Genomic DNA, 15,797 nt, shown 5'->3' with positions numbered 1-15,797 from the left:
ATAGATTAATATGTCAGTATTAGTATATGTAGAGCAAGTTGAAGGAAAGTTCAAAAAATCTGTTTTTGAAGCAGTTTCTTATGCAAAGGCAATCGCAGACCAGCAAGGCACTAGCTTAAGTGCTATTTCAATTGGTAACGTTGCCGATACAGAACTTAACGAACTTGGAAAATATGGTGCAAGTAAGGTTTTAAAAGTAGAAGCCGACCAGCTTAAAAATTTTATAAACCAAGCTTACGCATCTGTAATTGCAGAAGCGGCTAAAAAAGAAGGTGCAAATATCGTAGTTCTTTCTAATTCTTTCTCTGGAAAAGGTTTAGCTCCTCGTGTTGCCGTAAAGCTTAAGGCGGGTTTAGTAGATGGCGCAGTAGAATTACCTACTACAGACGGTGGTTTTTCAGTAAAGAAAACAGCTTTTTCGGGCAAAGCCTTCGCTGTTGCAACTTTGACTTCTGAGAATAAAGTAATTGCCTTAAATCCAAATGCTTTTGGTGTAAAAGAAAATGCAGCTAGCATAGCCATCGAAACTTTTAATCCAGAAGTAAAAGCTAGTGATCTAACAGCCATTGTAAAAGAAATTGTTAGAGCAACCAATAAAGTTTCTTTACCTGATGCTGAAGTTGTCGTTTCTGGCGGTAGAGGTTTAAAAGGTCCTGAAAACTGGGGAATGGTGGAAGAGTTGGCAGATCTTTTAGGTGCGGCTACAGCGTGTTCAAAACCAGTATCTGATGCAGATTGGAGACCACATTCGGAACACGTTGGACAAACCGGTATTGCCATCAGTCCAAACTTATATATCGCTATAGGCATTTCTGGTGCTATCCAACATTTAGCTGGTGTAAGTTCGTCAAAAGTAATCGTGGTAATTAACAAAGACCCTGAGGCTCCTTTCTTTAAAGTAGCTGATTATGGGATTGTTGGAGATGCTTTTGAAGTAGTTCCGAAAATAATTGCTGCATTAAAGGCACATAAAGCTTAACTTTGTACAACAGACCCTTATCGCTCACAAAACGATAAGGGTTAATTTTGTATATGAAGAAAGTAAAACTCGATATAGTAGGATTATCCTATAGCCAAACTCAATCTGGTGCTTATGCGCTGGTACTTGGAGAAGTTAACGGACGAAGAAGATTGCCTATCATTATTGGCGCATTCGAAGCGCAAGCCATTGCTATAGAGATCGAGAAGATGTCTCCTACCCGACCGCTAACACATGATCTTTTCAAATCATTTGCACAAGCTTACCAAGTAGAAATTACCGAAGTTTTAATTTACAATCTTGTTGATGGCGTTTTCTTCGCCAAACTGATGTGCAACAAAGATGGAGAACAACTAGAAATAGATGCACGAACCTCTGATGCCATTGCCATTGCGGTAAGATTTAATGCCGTAATCTACACTTACGAATTCATACTTTCATCTGCAGGTATTGTTATCGAAGGAAACGATTTCCTTTTCTTAGAAAACATGGAAAGTATTACCAATCCTTCTAACCCTGAAGAAATTCAATCAGCACCTCATCCAGTTTCTGGTTTCCAAAGTTTATCTACAGAAGAACTTCAAAATAAGTTAGAAAAAGCCTTAGCTGAAGAAGCTTATGAAAAAGCAGCCCGAATTAGGGATGAAATCAATAGAAGAAACACAGGTAATTAATATAATCCACAGATACACAAATCAGCGCTTAGTGTATTTAATTCAATTTAATGTTGATTCCCATTTTTTTTGAAATAAAAATCTGTGCATCTGTGGCAGAATTCATTATTTTATAAAAAAATCCTATCTTCAAACCTTTCAAAACTAACTAAACACAACTTAAATTATTTATGAATATTAAGCTACGCTTAACCATCATGAGTTTCATGCAGTTTTTTGTGTGGGCTGCTTGGTTAATTACCATTGCCAATTACTGGTTTGGCACCAAACAGTGGGACGGAGCCCATTTCGGAATCATATTCGCCACGATGGGAATAGCTTCATTATTTATGCCTACAATAACAGGTATTTTAGCCGATAAATGGATTAATGCGGAGAAGCTTTACGCAGTCTTGCATCTTTTATATGCAGGTGTGATGTTTTATTTACCGCAGGTAGATAATCCGCATACTTTTTTCTGGATTATCTTGTTAGCGATGTGTTTTTACATGCCAACCATCGCATTAAGCAACTCTATAAGTTATACTACTTTAAAAAATAGTGAATTTGACGTAGTAAAAAGCTTTCCTCCTATACGTGTTTGGGGTACAGTTGGTTTTATTGTTGCCATGTGGGTAACCAACTTAACAGGTAGTAAGGCAAGTGCTAACCAGTTTTATATAGCCGGAGTGGGCGCTATCCTTTTAGGATTTTATTCATTTACATTACCAAAATGTTTGCCAACGAAGTCGGTATCTGAAAAGGCAAACTTTGTAGAAAGTTTGGGTTTAGAGGCGTTTAAATTATTTGCCAATTATAAAATGGCATTATTTTTCATTTTCTCTATGTTTTTGGGTGGTGCGTTACAATTAACAAATGCCTACGGCGATGTATTTTTAGATGAATTCAAACTATTTCCAATCTATGCCAACTCATTGGTTGTAAAATATTCTACACTAATTATTTCTATCTCTCAAGTATCTGAAACCTTATTTATTTTAGCTATACCATTCTTTTTGAAACGCTTTGGTATAAAAAAAGTAATTGTGATTTCGATGTTAGCTTGGGTTTTCCGTTTCGGATTATTTGCTTACGGTGACCCTGCCGGTGGATTGTGGATGATTATCTTATCATGTATCGTGTACGGCATGGCATTCGATTTCTTTAACATTTCAGGTTCATTATTTGTAGAAACTTCAACTACAGCAAAAATACGTTCGTCTGCACAAGGTTTGTTTATGATGATGACAAATGGTTTTGGTGCTATTTTAGGTAGCTTGTTATCTGGTTGGATGATTGACAAGTATTTCACCAAATTCTACACAGATATTAAATCTACCGCAGACTTAGTTAATACTGATATCAATAACGAGCACCTGCGTAAATTTTTAGGCAATAAAGGCATCGATGTTTTAGCAGATGGCAGTTTAAGCCGTGCTTTAGATGTTAAAGATTGGCACAACATCTGGTTGAGTTTCGCACTTTATGCCTTAGTTATCACCGTTCTATTTGCATTGATGTTTAAGCATAAACATACCCGTGCCGAAGAAGAAGCTATCAATAAAATCAGTCATTAATACCTCTCCATTTTAGAAGATGTCATCCGTTAAGCTTAGAAAAGAAAAAGATTGTTTAAACTGTGGTCATCATGTAGAAGAAACCTACTGCCCACATTGCGGTCAAGAAAACATTGAATTAAAAGAAGATGCATTGCATATGATTTCTCATGCCATTGCAGATTATTTTCACTTTGAGCATAAGTTTTTCGGAACCATTAAGCCATTGCTTTTTAAGCCAGGTAAATTAACTGTTGACTATGTAGCGGGTAAAAGAGCTTCATTCTTACATCCTATCAAGCTTTACATTTTTATCAGCATCGTATTTTTCATCGTTATTTTTAGTGGAAATAAGAAAAAGGAACAATCTGCCGAAGCAGCTGCAGAAATAACCGAGAAAATAAAGAATGATACGCTTACTTCTAATTCTTTAAAAGAAGCCAAACAAATATTAGATTACATCCCGATTAGCAAGAATAAAAAGGATAGTATTTTAAAAGAGGTTGAGAAAGATATTAACGAAAATGGCACTTCGGCGGTTCACATCGAGACTTCGAAAAAAAAGAAAAAAAAATATAGCAAGATTATCGCTGACGAAAAAACTGTTGAGGAATACGATAGAAAACAACGTGCCCTACCAAAAGCAAAGCGTGATAATTTCATTGTCAATTATTTTACCAAGAAAAGTATCGAATTTAATAATTATCCAGATCCAATGGCAAAGTTTGGCGAGGATCTAATTAAATACATACCAAAAATGATGTTCTTGCTCTTACCTCTATTTGCGCTGATTTTAAAACTTGTTTATATTAGAAAGCATAGATTCTACTACGAACATTTGATTTATTCATTTCATACCCATTCTGCTATTTTTTTAAGTTTCATTTTAGTTAGAGGTTTGATTTGGCTAACTGGTTTTGCAGTAGACATTAGTGATTGGATAGAATTTGCCGGTCTGATTTACGTAACATGGTACATCTACAGATCGCTTAGGACATTTTATGGCAGTACTAGATGGATTACCTTATTGAAGTATTTCTTCTTAAGTTTTTGTTATAGTATGCTATTAACGCTTTGTTTCATTGTTATTATCGCTATTAGTTTTATCGGAGGATAAATCTTTACTCCGAAAATAATAACAAACTGATACATAAACCTATCTTTAAACTACAAAAACGATAGATTTTATCAGCTCAAATATGAGTTTTATGGAGATTTTGTTACGATAATATCTCCTTTAAAATTCTTACCTTTGCGGCATTAAAAATGCTAGCATTCAATGAGCTTAAACATCCATTATCAAGAGAACTTTAAAGACCGTCATATTGCGCCAAATGAGGCCGATACTAAGGCGATGTTAGAAACTGTAGGTGTTAATTCTATCGACGAATTAATTGAGCAAACGGTTCCTGCAACTATTAGGTTAAAGCAAGGTTTAAATTTACCAGCAGCAAAATCTGAAGTTGATTACTTAACTAGCTTGAAGCAGACGGCTTCTTTAAATAAGGTTTTCAAATCTTATATCGGACAAGGATATTATGATAACATCACTCCTGGTGTAATTTTACGTAACGTATTCGAAAACCCAGGATGGTACACGCAATATACGCCTTACCAAGCAGAAATCGCACAAGGTCGTTTACAGGCTTTATTGAATTTCCAAACCATGGTAATTGACCTAACAGGAATGGAGATTGCCAATGCTTCTTTGCTAGATGAAGGTACAGCAGCAGCTGAGGCAATGTTTATGCAATACAGTTTACGCAAAAAAGAGCAAGGTAATAAGTATTTTGTTTCTGAAGCCATCTTCGCTCAAACTATTGATATTCTAAAAACTAGAGCTAATCCGTTCGGTATTGAATTAGTAATTGGCAACCACGAAACCTTCGAGCCTACGACTGAATTTTTCGGTGCTATTGTACAATATCCAGCAGGAAATGGCGAAGTTTATAATTACAGCAATTTAGCTACTGCATTACACGCACAAAATGTGAAGTTAACGGTAATTGCAGATTTATTGAGCTTAACCTTATTAACTCCTCCAGGAGAATGGGGCGCTGATGTAGTAGTAGGTACCACACAACGTTTTGGTATTCCAATGGGATTTGGTGGTCCACACGCTGCTTTCTTCGCTACTAAAGATGAATACAAGCGTTCAATCCCAGGTCGTATTATCGGTGTAACTATCGATAGTAACGATAACTATGCTTTGCGTATGGCTTTGCAAACTCGTGAGCAACACATTCGTAGAGATAAAGCCACTTCAAATATTTGTACCGCACAAGCTTTGTTGGCTATTATGGCAGGCTTTTACGCTGCTTATCACGGTCCAAAAGGCTTAAAACTGATCGCTGAACGCACACATGGTTTAACCGTTTCGTTAGCAGAATCTTTAAAAGCAATTGGTTACCAAGTTAGCAATCAAGCTTATTTCGATACCATTGAAGTTGAATTAGCTGATTTAAAAGGTGCTATCCACAAAGATTGTTTAGACAATAACATCAACTTAAACTACCAAGGCACTAAAGCGACTATCTCTTTAGACGAAACTACTAACTTTGAAGACGTAAGTTTAATCGTTCGTATCTTCTCTAAAGTAAAAGCTATTTCAACTGATAGTGTAGTGGTGGTTGATAATGTAAATACTACAGTTCCAACTGAATTACAACGTACTTCTGAATATTTAACACACCCAGTATTTAACTCGCACCACTCAGAGCATGAGATGTTGCGCTATATCAAATCATTAGAAACTAAAGATTTATCACTTTGTCACTCAATGATTGCATTAGGTTCATGCACCATGAAATTAAATGCTACTACAGAGATGATCCCTGTAACTTGGCCAGAGTTTGGAAAGGTGCATCCTTTTGCTCCTAGCGATCAAGTATTAGGTTACTATACTGTTTTTGATGAGTTAGATAAATGGTTAAGTGAAATCACTGGTTTTGCTGCAATGAGTTTACAGCCAAATGCTGGTGCGCAAGGTGAGTATGCTGGCCTGATGGTAATTAGAGCTTATCATCAAGATCGTGGCGATCATCACAGAAATATTGCTTTAATTCCTGCTTCGGCGCATGGTACCAACCCTGCTTCGGCAGCAATGGCTGGAATGAAAATCGTTGTCGTTAAATCTACCGATAAAGGTGAAATTGATGTAGAAGATTTGAAAGCAAAAGCTGCAGAACACGCAGAAAATCTTTCTTGTTTAATGGTAACTTACCCTTCTACTCACGGTGTGTTCGAAGAAAGTATCATCGAAATTTGTAAAGTAATCCACGAAAATGGTGGACAGGTTTACATGGATGGTGCCAACATGAATGCACAAGTTGGCTTAACTAGTCCTGCTAATATCGGTGCCGATGTTTGTCACTTGAACTTACACAAGACTTTCTGTATCCCTCACGGTGGCGGTGGTCCTGGTATGGGTCCAATTGGTGTGGCAGCACACTTAGTTCCTTACTTACCTGGTCATGCTGTTGTTGATATCGAAAAAGGAAAATCTATCCCAGCAGTGTCTTCTGCACCTTGGGGTTCGGCTAGCATCTTGTTAATTTCTCACGCTTACATCGCTATGATGGGCGCTGTAGGCTTAACTAATGCTACTAAATATGCGATTTTAAACGCCAACTATATGAAAGCTCGTTTAGAGCAACACTTCCCTGTTTTATATGCTGGTGCAAATGGTCGTTGTGCGCACGAGATGATTTTAGATTGTCGTGGTTTCAAAAACTTCGGTATCGAGGTAGTTGATATCGCAAAACGTTTAATGGATTATGGTTTCCACGCTCCTACCGTTTCTTTCCCAGTCGCTGGAACCTTAATGGTTGAGCCTACAGAAAGTGAACCTAAGCACGAGTTAGACCGTTTCTGCGATGCTTTAATTGCTATTAGGAGCGAAATTACTGAAGTAGAAAACGGAAGCTTAGACAAAGTAGATAATCCATTGAAAAATGCCCCACACACTGCTGCCGTAGTCACTGGAAACGATTGGGAGCATTCATATAGCCGTCAAACAGCTGCTTTCCCATTGCCTTATGTAGCTGCTTACAAATTCTGGCCTTCGGTGGGTAGGGTAAACGATAGTCATGGAGACCGCTCTTTGATTTGTGCTTGCCCTCCGTTAGAAAGTTATATGGAAGAAGAAGCGATGGCTTAAACTTTGTCATCCTGAGCTTGTCGAAGGATCTCATAAACAAAAACACTCAATAGCTCGGACAAATGTTCGGGCTATTTTTATTTGAAAAGCAATTATAGCATTTCATTTTAACGTTTGCCCTGCTATCCGCTTTACTTCGGGCAAACACACAGGTTTGCCACTACGTGCTCGCTTCCATCAGGTTTATTATACTCAAGGCATTGCCATAAACTCACAAGATTAACGAAAGGCCTGTAACCACTTACAAACTTATTGCGTCCTATTGGAAACAATAACTTCAATGAAAAAAATCATATTAACTTCTTTATTTCTTCTTATTCAAGTAGTAGTCTTCGCTCAAAACCTAGATAAAAAAATAGATAGTCTATTATCGAATGTATTTACCGATACAAATGGTCCAGGTGGAGCTTTTATGGTTTCCAAAGCTGGTAAATCAATTTACCAGAAAGCTTTTGGGAAAGCAAATCTTGAGTTAAATGTAGCTATGAATACATCAAATATTTTCCAGTTAGGATCAATTACCAAACAATTTACAGCTATTGGTATTTTGATGCTAGAAGAGAATGGCAAGCTTTCAACAAAAGATCCAATTTCAAAATTTATTCCAGACTATCCAAATGGTAAAAACATAACCATCCATCAGTTATTAAATCATACTTCTGGAATCAAGGATTTTACTAAAATGAAGTCGCTCTCTCAAATTGCTCAAAAAGATTTATCGCCAAAGGAATTGGTAGATTTCTTCAAAAATGAGCCTGTAGATTTCCAACCTGGGGAAAAATTTGAATACAACAATTCTGGATATGCACTTTTAGGTTACATCATAGAATTAGTTGCTAAAGAAAGCTATCAAGATTATATTCAAAAGAATATTTTCGCTAAAGTAGGAATGCAGCATTCTCGCTACGCAAGTGATATCGCCATTATTCCAAATAGAGCTTATGGCTATCAGAAAAAATCAAATCAATACGTAAACAGAACAAAGATTAGTTTTAACATTCCTTATGCTTCGGGTTCGTTAATGTCCACGTTGGAGGATATGCAGAAATGGCAAAATGCATTAAATCAAAACCTTCTATTAAAATCGAGTTCTGTCAAGAAGGCATTTACAAAATCAAATTTAAACAACGGTGATGTTGTAGACTACGGTTACGGTTGGCATTTGCTAAACATCAATGGTATTTCAACTAGAGAACATGGAGGTAGTGTTTTCGGATTTAAAACCATGGGAGTTTATATCCCTAGCAAAGATATTTATGTAGTTGGCCTAACAAATTGCGACTGTAATTCGCCAACTCAAGTAACGAGAGATATTGCTAAAATCGTAATTGAAAAATTGAGAGTAAATTAAAAAGACATTCAAAATTCTGAATGTCTTTTTAATAGTATAGTCTTAATAATCCTTAAGGATAAAGCAAATACTTTTTTCTCATCTCTTTATAAGCTTTTAATCCTGGCTCCCAGCCTGCTCGTATCGTTTCAATAGGCACGCCATCAATAATCTGCTGTCTAAAATCACCACGACCAATTTGAATTTCAATGTTGTTCATTTGGTTGCTGAACTTAGACTCAAAAAACTGTTCTTTTTTAGGATGCGCTTTATAAAGCTCCATAATCCAGCTAAAATTGATCTTCTTGCTTTTTATTAATTTATCTGTATCGTAATTACGTAAGTCGATACCGTAACAAATTTCGTCCATAAAAATTGGACTTTCGGCCATGCCCTTTATACTTTTCGGTGTAAAACTGAAGCTATAAATGCCTTTGTATGCTGGACTACCTAAAATGGTGAATGGGTTATATGTTCCTCTACCATGATTTACATAAACTCCTTCAAACATACATACGCTTGGATACAACAAAATAGCTTGCTGCGTATTTAAATTTGGTGATGGTGGAACTGGCAAGGTGTATGGGGTATCATGCGTATAATTTGCTACTGGTATAATCTTTAAATCTGCTTTAACTTTATTCGTTAGCCATCCTTCGCCATTTGCCATTTGAGCAAATTCAGCAACAGTTAAACCGTGCGACATCGGTATAGGAAACATTCCAATACCCGATTTGTATTTCATGTCTAAAATCGGTCCATCAATTAAATAGGCATTTGGATTAGGACGATCTAAAATTAAAAGCGTCTTCTTGCTGGCTTCACAAGCTTCCATTAAACGAGATAAAGCATTGATATTGGTATAAAAACGAACGCCAACGTCTTGCAGATCATAAATTAAAATATCTACATCAGCTAAATCTGCTGCACTTGGTTTGTTCTTTTTGCCATATAATGAAATAATAGGAATACCTGTACGTTGATCAACCTCATCAGAAACTTTTGCGCCTGCACTTGCATTTCCTCTAAAACCATGTTCAGGACCAAATACTTTTACAATATTTACTCCAAGTTTCTGTAAGCTATCTACCAAATGAGCTTTGCCAATAATAGAGGTCTGATTGGCCAGTATGGCTACCTTTTTACCTTTTAGCAACGGAAGATAAAGTTCAGTTTGTTCTGCTCCAGTTTTTATGTTTGATTTAACGGTGTCGGTGTTTGTTGCCTTAATTTTTGGCGAACAACAGAATAGCAATGCCGTAATAGCTAATAGGGGCAACAATTTCATGGTTATTTATTTGATTGAATGATAAAGATAATCAACAACTCCTAAAAAACATAATTGATTATACTTGTTTTTGCAGGTTTTTGCAATATTACCAATGCCACACTAGTTTTTAGCTTATTTTAAACTTAACCACCCTACTTCTCCCCCGGTAGTACTAACCAATTGAAAATCTTCAAAAACACCCATCACGTTTACTGTTTGGCCAATAACTAAATTAGCTTTTACGCCAGCTGCTAAATTTGGGCTATCCAATAAATTTTGCATCACGCTGGATATTTTTCTAGTTGATAGCGATTTAGTCTCTACCAATGATTTATTAGCTATATAACCAGATTTCCCATTGGGCAATTCTACTTTATAAAAAGTATTGCTAGCCGCCAATACTCGAACTATGGTATTTTGCTTCAACTTTTCTGGGTTGATGAACTGTTGGTTATCTGAAATCTCTATAGCTCTATTTACAGTACGTAGTGTTGTATTTAGTTTTGCAATATCGCTTTTGATACTTGGCAATGGGGGTATTAAAGGGTCTACGAATGGCAATGGATCTACTGCACCCTCGCTGGTATAAATACCGAAATGCAAATGTGGAGGCGTATTTTTAGCATTACCTGTATTTCCCATTAAACCTAACGTATCTCCTATCAAAACTTCTTGCCCCGTAGTAGCGGTCTGTTCATCTAAATGTGCATAATATAAAGTGTAATCCTTATTATTATGTCTAAACCAAACTACTTTTCCACCTAAGTTATTTTCGTTCACTCTTGTCACCGTACCATCAGCAACGGCAATTACAGGCGTTCTAAAAGATGAAAAAATATCGATTCCTTCATGTCTACGAGTATCATTATCTCTACCCACACCGAAAAAGCTTTGAATCTGTTTTCTATTTACCGCTTTTAAAGGATAACCTAAAGAAGGACCGATATTGAGTTCCAACGTATAAGAACCTCCAACCAAGAGTTCAGGTTGTAAACGTAAATAGTAATCTCCAGTATTTTTAGCTTCTAACTGCAAATCATTTCCAATACTATCTGCAAAAGCGAGAACTTTCAATTCTCCATTATCTTTCTGTTCCCAAATATCCATGTAGATAGAGAAGCTATTTACGGATTGCTTATTCAATTTTACAGTAAGTAGCTGTCCACGCTGTAGACTAAATTTAAAACTGGCACCTTCAATTTTATCTGCTGCAAAATATCCAGTCTCTTTGTATGGTAATTTGATGCTAACGTAATTTTGCAATAAAGTATTTGCTTTATTGATCCATTGTGCACCCATTACGTTTTGATTTAGTCCAGCATTTACCAGCTTCCTTTCATATTGTTGATGTGGCGATGCAGGTTTAAGTAAATTAAAAGGCCCACTTTTACATGCCTGAAGCGCACAAATAAGAAACAGAGAATAATAGACTTTAAATTTCATTTTGAGATTAGCTTGTGAGTACGATATCTACCATGTTAGGTAAAACATCGACAATCCATGTGTGTAATTTACTTTCTTTCAGCTCGTCATCTACATGAATGTCCTTAGTTTCTAGCGCTATTTTAATTTGGTTTATAGGTATAGATTTTATCGGAAAAACTGGTTTTTTGCCTGCAACAATATCTTCAAAATACTTGATTAAAATTGGACGTTGTTTAGCTCTCACAGCAACTAGCTCCAACATGCCATCTCCAGGATCGGCTTTTGCCAATTGTAACTTTGGTCCTAGTCTAGAGATGTTCAGTAGTTCTATCATTATAAACTCATCATTCACTTCTTTGCCATCATAGAGTAAAGATGCCTTTAGAGGTTCATAGTGCTTAGTTAAGTGCAATAGCGCATTATGTGCTTGCTTTACTTCATCTTCCGGTTCTTCTGACTCAGCTCTTGGTTGTTCATCCATCCATTTGATCAATGCAGGAAACAAACCGAAGCCAAATGATTCTATAAAATGTTCTTCATCCTTCCGCGTTTTAGCTACGCCAATATCTAGTTTCTGTAGTTTTTCTTTTTTCCAAGATTCAGCATTTAATCTTAGATTTTCCTCTATTTTTAAAGAGCTTGCGATGTTGTTGGCAGTTCCTAGTGGTAAGATAGCGATAGGTCTTTTGAATTTTAGCTTCTTATCTAGCATCGCCAAAATCACTTTACGAACAGTTCCATCGCCTCCAGCAACAGTGATATACTTCACATCTGTAGCTATTTTTTTGAGGATTTTCTTCTTCGAGGAGGCGTAATTACAGCGATAGCCAGATGATTTTAACATTTCCAACAAATGTTCTGCTTCGTGTTCCTCTGCGCCAGCAGTTGGATTATGTATTAGTTGGATTTTTGTCTGTTCTATTTTCATAGCGAATAATCTATTTTCATTTAATGTCAACAATAACAGCATTCTAATAGTTTTTAATACATCACTAATAATTAATGAATATGAATATCTTAATCACTAATGATGACGGCATATATAGCCCAGGCATAGCGGCATTAGCGCAAACGGCAAGAAAATTCGGGACTGTTAGAGTTGTAGCACCAGATGTAGAGCAATCTTCTATGGGACATGCCATTACCCATTCGAGACCACTTAACTATAAAAAATCGCCCATTACCTTTGAAGGCATCGAAGCCTATCGTGTAAATGGAACTCCAGCAGATTGCGTGGCGTTAGGTTTACACATGTATCCAGATACCGAGGTAGTTTTATCAGGCATTAACATGGGCCCCAACTTAGGCAATTCGATGTGGCATTCAGGAACATTAGCAGCTGCAAAACAAGCTGTATTACTAGGTATTAAAGGAATTGCCTTAAGTACACCTGTAGGTAAAACGGAACCTGATTTTGAGCTTTTAGCTCCATTTGTAGAACGATGTTTGAGCTTACTTTTTGAAACCAACGAAGTGGCACTTTACAATGTGAATTTCCCGAAAGAACCAATAAAAATGATGTGGACCAGGCAATCAGTAAGTCTATATGATGGCACAGTAATTCCAGGAGAAGATCCAATGGGAAGAAAGAATTTTTGGATTTCGGTAAGATCACTTGAACAATCGGAAGAGAATAGTGACCGTTGGGCAATGGAGCGTAATTACGTATCTATTACACCTTTAAGATTAGATTTAACGGATGAAAAACGTTTGAAAGAAAAAATTGGAACTGAAGACGTAATTGGTTATCAAGGATTAGGAATTAGTTAATTACTCACTTATTTTACATACAAAAAACATTGAATACATATGGTTTTCGCACTTTTGGTTTCAATATTTAATACAAGCATATGAGTTTAGAAAATAAGGTTGCCTACATTACAGGGGGCACAAAAGGAATAGGTTTTGGAATTGCTAAGGCATTGGTTGATGCAGGTTTAAAGGTGGCTATTTCAGGTAGAAAGTTAGCAGATGTAGAAAAAGCAAAAGCTGATTTAGGCAGTGAGAATGTTTTGGCTGTAGCATCTAATGTTGCTAATTATGCAGACGAAGAAGCTGCTGTTGCTGAAATTGTCGCTAAGTTTGGTAAGTTAGATATCGTTATCGCTAATGCTGGCGTAGGCAAGTTTGGGCCTATTGACCAGTTAAGTTTAGAAGATTGGAACGCAATGATTGACACCAACCTAACTGGAGTTTTCCATACTTTAAAAGCATCTGTTGAACAACTGAAAGCTAACAAAGGTTATTATATTTCTATTGCGAGTTTAGCTGGAACAAACTTTTTTGCGGGCGGCGCTGGTTATAACGCCTCTAAATTTGGTGTAGTTGGTTTTACGCAAGCAGCCATGTTAGATTTACGAGAGTATGATGTAAAAACGACGACTATTATGCCCGGTTCGGTAACTTCTCATTTCAATGACCACCAACCAAATGACGCAGATGGATGGAAAATCCAGCCAGAGGATTTAGGCCAAATGGTGGTAGATTTATTGAATTTAAACCCCAATGTTTTACCGTCAAAAATTGAGGTTAGACCTACTAAAACTAAATAATTTTTTAGCCGCAGATGCAAAGATAAAATTTTTAGACAGCGAAATCTGTGTATCTGTGGCTAAAATTCTTAAAAAGATAACGCTTCAAGAAATTATGAACAAACGTTATTTTTATATTATCATTTGTAGGTCAACGTATTGCCTCGTCTAAAAATATATTATCAACAGCACTGAAACAACAGCAATATTTTCTTACCTTTGTATCCCGTACAAAAAGCAATAAAATGTATTTGTTGCAACAAAAATTCATCCATGACTAAGTATATTTTTGTTACGGGCGGTGTTACTTCCTCTTTAGGAAAAGGCATCATTTCCGCATCTTTAGCTAAACTTTTACAAGCCAGAGGTTACCGAGTAACCATCCAAAAGTTCGACCCTTATATCAACATTGATCCAGGAACTTTGAACCCTTATGAACATGGCGAATGTTTTGTAACTGAAGACGGCGCAGAAACCGATTTAGACTTAGGTCACTACGAACGTTTCTTAAATGTTCCTACTTCACAAGCCAATAACATTACTACTGGTCGTATCTACCAAAACGTAATTAATAAAGAACGTCAGGGAGAATTTCTAGGCAAAACTGTACAAGTTGTACCACATATTACTGATGAGATCAAACGCAACATGCGTATTTTAGGCGAAAGCGGAGATTATGACATCGTAATCACAGAAATTGGTGGTACCGTTGGTGATATCGAATCTTTACCATTTGTAGAAGCTGTTCGTCAGTTTAAATGGGAAGAAGGCAACAACAATGCATTAGTTATTCACCTAACGCTAGTTCCTTATTTAGCTGCTGCAGGTGAGTTAAAAACCAAACCAACACAACACTCTGTTAAAGCATTATTGGAATATGGTATCCAACCTGATATTTTAGTTTGCAGAACAGAACATCCAATAAGTCAAGATATTAGAAGAAAAATCGCTTTATTTTGTAACGTTAACATCAACGCGGTAGTCGAATCTATGGATGCATCTACAATTTATGATGTGCCATTGTTGATGTACAAAGAGCAATTGGATAAAACGGTATTAAGTAAATTAAAGCTACCTACCAAGGCCGAGCCTAGTATGGAAAGCTGGAAAGACTTCTTAGGTCGTTTAAAAAATCCAACTTCTGAAGTTAAAATCGGGTTAGTTGGTAAATATGTAGAATTACCAGATGCTTACAAATCAATCACGGAATCATTTATTCACGCTGGTGCGAAAAATGAGTGCAAAGTTCGTGTAGAATATATTCCGTCAGAAAGTATCTATGCCGATAATGTAAAGGAAAAACTAGGTCACTTAGATGGTGTTTTAGTTGCTCCAGGTTTTGGTAGTCGTGGTATCGAAGGTAAAATTGAAGCCATTAAATACGTAAGAGAAAATAATGTTCCTTTCTTCGGTATCTGTTTAGGTATGCAGTGCTGTGTAATTGAGTTCGGCAGAAACGTATTAGGATTGAAAGATGCAAATACGACTGAAATTGATGAAAATGCTCCACATCCAGTAATTAACATGATGGAAGAGCAAAAAAACATTACTACAAAAGGTGGCACTATGCGTTTAGGTGCTTATCCATGTGATATCAAAAAAGGTACAAAAGCTTTCGCTGCTTACGGAAAACAACACATCTCAGAAAGACACCGTCATCGTTACGAGTTCAACAACAAATACTTAGCGCAATATGAAGAAGCTGGCATGATTGCTTCTGGTATGAATCCTGAGAGTGGTTTAGTAGAAATCGTAGAGCTTAAAAACCATCCTTTCTTTGTAGGCGGACAGTTCCACCCAGAATTAAAATCAACAGTTGCTAATCCTCACCCACTTTTTATTAAATTTGTGGCCGCTGCAATGGAGCAGGTAAAAAAGAAGGCAATTTAAAAGC

12 protein-coding genes are annotated in these 15,797 nt (G+C 36.6%); 9 read left to right on the top strand and 3 right to left on the bottom strand.

The genetic code is table 11. The features are described 5' to 3' along the window. Positions 1 to 10: 10 nt before the first annotated feature. The 6 genes from CRO54_RS04455 (at position 11) to CRO54_RS04430 (ending at position 8,698) form a co-directional block, all read left to right on the top strand. On the top strand, positions 11 to 979 hold the full coding sequence (locus CRO54_RS04455) for an electron transfer flavoprotein subunit alpha/FixB family protein (protein WP_097129126.1): 969 nt from the start codon (positions 11 to 13) through the stop codon (positions 977 to 979). A 53-nt stretch (positions 980 to 1,032) separates the two neighbouring features. Continuing rightward, entirely contained in the window at positions 1,033 to 1,653 is a 621-nt protein-coding gene (locus CRO54_RS04450) for a bifunctional nuclease family protein (RefSeq protein ID WP_097129124.1), read from the top strand. 170 nt (positions 1,654 to 1,823) lie between these two features. Beyond that, complete coding sequence (locus tag CRO54_RS04445) at positions 1,824 to 3,209, top strand: nucleoside permease (protein WP_097129122.1); 1,386 nt, start codon at positions 1,824 to 1,826, stop codon at positions 3,207 to 3,209. 19 nt (positions 3,210 to 3,228) lie between these two features. Next, positions 3,229 to 4,305 carry a DUF3667 domain-containing protein gene (locus tag CRO54_RS04440; RefSeq protein ID WP_097129120.1) on the top strand — a complete coding sequence of 359 codons (1,077 nt, stop codon included), beginning with the start codon at positions 3,229 to 3,231 and terminating at the stop codon, positions 4,303 to 4,305. A gap of 162 nt (positions 4,306 to 4,467) precedes the next feature. Beyond that, complete coding sequence (gene gcvP, locus CRO54_RS04435) at positions 4,468 to 7,347, top strand: aminomethyl-transferring glycine dehydrogenase (RefSeq protein WP_097129118.1); 2,880 nt, start codon at positions 4,468 to 4,470, stop codon at positions 7,345 to 7,347. A 280-nt stretch (positions 7,348 to 7,627) separates the two neighbouring features. Then, a complete protein-coding gene (locus CRO54_RS04430; protein WP_097129115.1) occupies positions 7,628 to 8,698 on the top strand; it encodes a serine hydrolase domain-containing protein in 1,071 nt (356 codons plus the stop codon). 52 nt (positions 8,699 to 8,750) lie between these two features. Here the strand turns inward: CRO54_RS04430 and CRO54_RS04425 are convergent, their stop codons facing one another. From CRO54_RS04425 to CRO54_RS04415, 3 genes are all read right to left on the bottom strand, one after another. Next, positions 8,751 to 9,965 (bottom strand): exo-beta-N-acetylmuramidase NamZ family protein, encoded by a 1,215-nt coding sequence (locus CRO54_RS04425; RefSeq protein WP_097129114.1) that lies wholly within the window; start codon positions 9,963 to 9,965, stop codon positions 8,751 to 8,753. A gap of 114 nt (positions 9,966 to 10,079) precedes the next feature. Further along, positions 10,080 to 11,390, bottom strand: a complete 1,311-nt coding sequence (locus tag CRO54_RS04420; RefSeq protein ID WP_097129112.1) for a peptidoglycan DD-metalloendopeptidase family protein — start codon at positions 11,388 to 11,390, stop codon at positions 10,080 to 10,082. Between the two features lie 7 nt (positions 11,391 to 11,397). Further along, complete coding sequence (locus CRO54_RS04415) at positions 11,398 to 12,300, bottom strand: diacylglycerol/lipid kinase family protein (RefSeq protein ID WP_171047820.1); 903 nt, start codon at positions 12,298 to 12,300, stop codon at positions 11,398 to 11,400. A gap of 80 nt (positions 12,301 to 12,380) precedes the next feature. Between CRO54_RS04415 and surE the strand changes: the two genes are divergently transcribed. The 3 genes from surE to CRO54_RS04400 all read left to right on the top strand — a co-directional run bounded on the left by surE (position 12,381) and on the right by CRO54_RS04400 (position 15,793). Continuing rightward, a complete protein-coding gene (surE, locus tag CRO54_RS04410) occupies positions 12,381 to 13,142 on the top strand; it encodes a 5'/3'-nucleotidase SurE (protein WP_097129910.1) in 762 nt (253 codons plus the stop codon). An 80-nt stretch (positions 13,143 to 13,222) separates the two neighbouring features. Beyond that, positions 13,223 to 13,924 carry an SDR family oxidoreductase gene (locus tag CRO54_RS04405; RefSeq protein WP_097129108.1) on the top strand — a complete coding sequence of 234 codons (702 nt, stop codon included), beginning with the start codon at positions 13,223 to 13,225 and terminating at the stop codon, positions 13,922 to 13,924. A gap of 252 nt (positions 13,925 to 14,176) precedes the next feature. Continuing rightward, a complete protein-coding gene (locus tag CRO54_RS04400; RefSeq protein ID WP_097129106.1) occupies positions 14,177 to 15,793 on the top strand; it encodes a CTP synthase in 1,617 nt (538 codons plus the stop codon). Positions 15,794 to 15,797: the final 4 nt, after the last annotated feature.

This window comes from Pedobacter xixiisoli (assembly GCF_900215335.1).
Classification (GTDB): Bacteria; Bacteroidota; Bacteroidia; order Sphingobacteriales; family Sphingobacteriaceae; genus Pedobacter; species Pedobacter xixiisoli.
The sequence above is the reverse complement of the archived record's forward strand: the minus strand, read 5'-3'. Positions and strand labels throughout refer to the sequence as shown.

Coding starts and splice junctions, on each gene's coding strand:
- CRO54_RS04455 (WP_097129126.1), top strand. CDS start 11: ATGTCAGTATTAGTATATGTAGAGCAAGTTGAAGGAAAGTTCAAAAAA.
- CRO54_RS04450 (WP_097129124.1), top strand. CDS start 1,033: ATGAAGAAAGTAAAACTCGATATAGTAGGATTATCCTATAGCCAAACT.
- CRO54_RS04445 (WP_097129122.1), top strand. CDS start 1,824: ATGAATATTAAGCTACGCTTAACCATCATGAGTTTCATGCAGTTTTTT.
- CRO54_RS04440 (WP_097129120.1), top strand. CDS start 3,229: ATGTCATCCGTTAAGCTTAGAAAAGAAAAAGATTGTTTAAACTGTGGT.
- gcvP (WP_097129118.1), top strand. CDS start 4,468: ATGAGCTTAAACATCCATTATCAAGAGAACTTTAAAGACCGTCATATT.
- CRO54_RS04430 (WP_097129115.1), top strand. CDS start 7,628: ATGAAAAAAATCATATTAACTTCTTTATTTCTTCTTATTCAAGTAGTA.
- CRO54_RS04425 (WP_097129114.1), bottom strand. CDS start 9,965: ATGAAATTGTTGCCCCTATTAGCTATTACGGCATTGCTATTCTGTTGT.
- CRO54_RS04420 (WP_097129112.1), bottom strand. CDS start 11,390: ATGAAATTTAAAGTCTATTATTCTCTGTTTCTTATTTGTGCGCTTCAG.
- CRO54_RS04415 (WP_171047820.1), bottom strand. CDS start 12,300: ATGAAAATAGAACAGACAAAAATCCAACTAATACATAATCCAACTGCT.
- surE (WP_097129910.1), top strand. CDS start 12,381: ATGAATATCTTAATCACTAATGATGACGGCATATATAGCCCAGGCATA.
- CRO54_RS04405 (WP_097129108.1), top strand. CDS start 13,223: ATGAGTTTAGAAAATAAGGTTGCCTACATTACAGGGGGCACAAAAGGA.
- CRO54_RS04400 (WP_097129106.1), top strand. CDS start 14,177: ATGACTAAGTATATTTTTGTTACGGGCGGTGTTACTTCCTCTTTAGGA.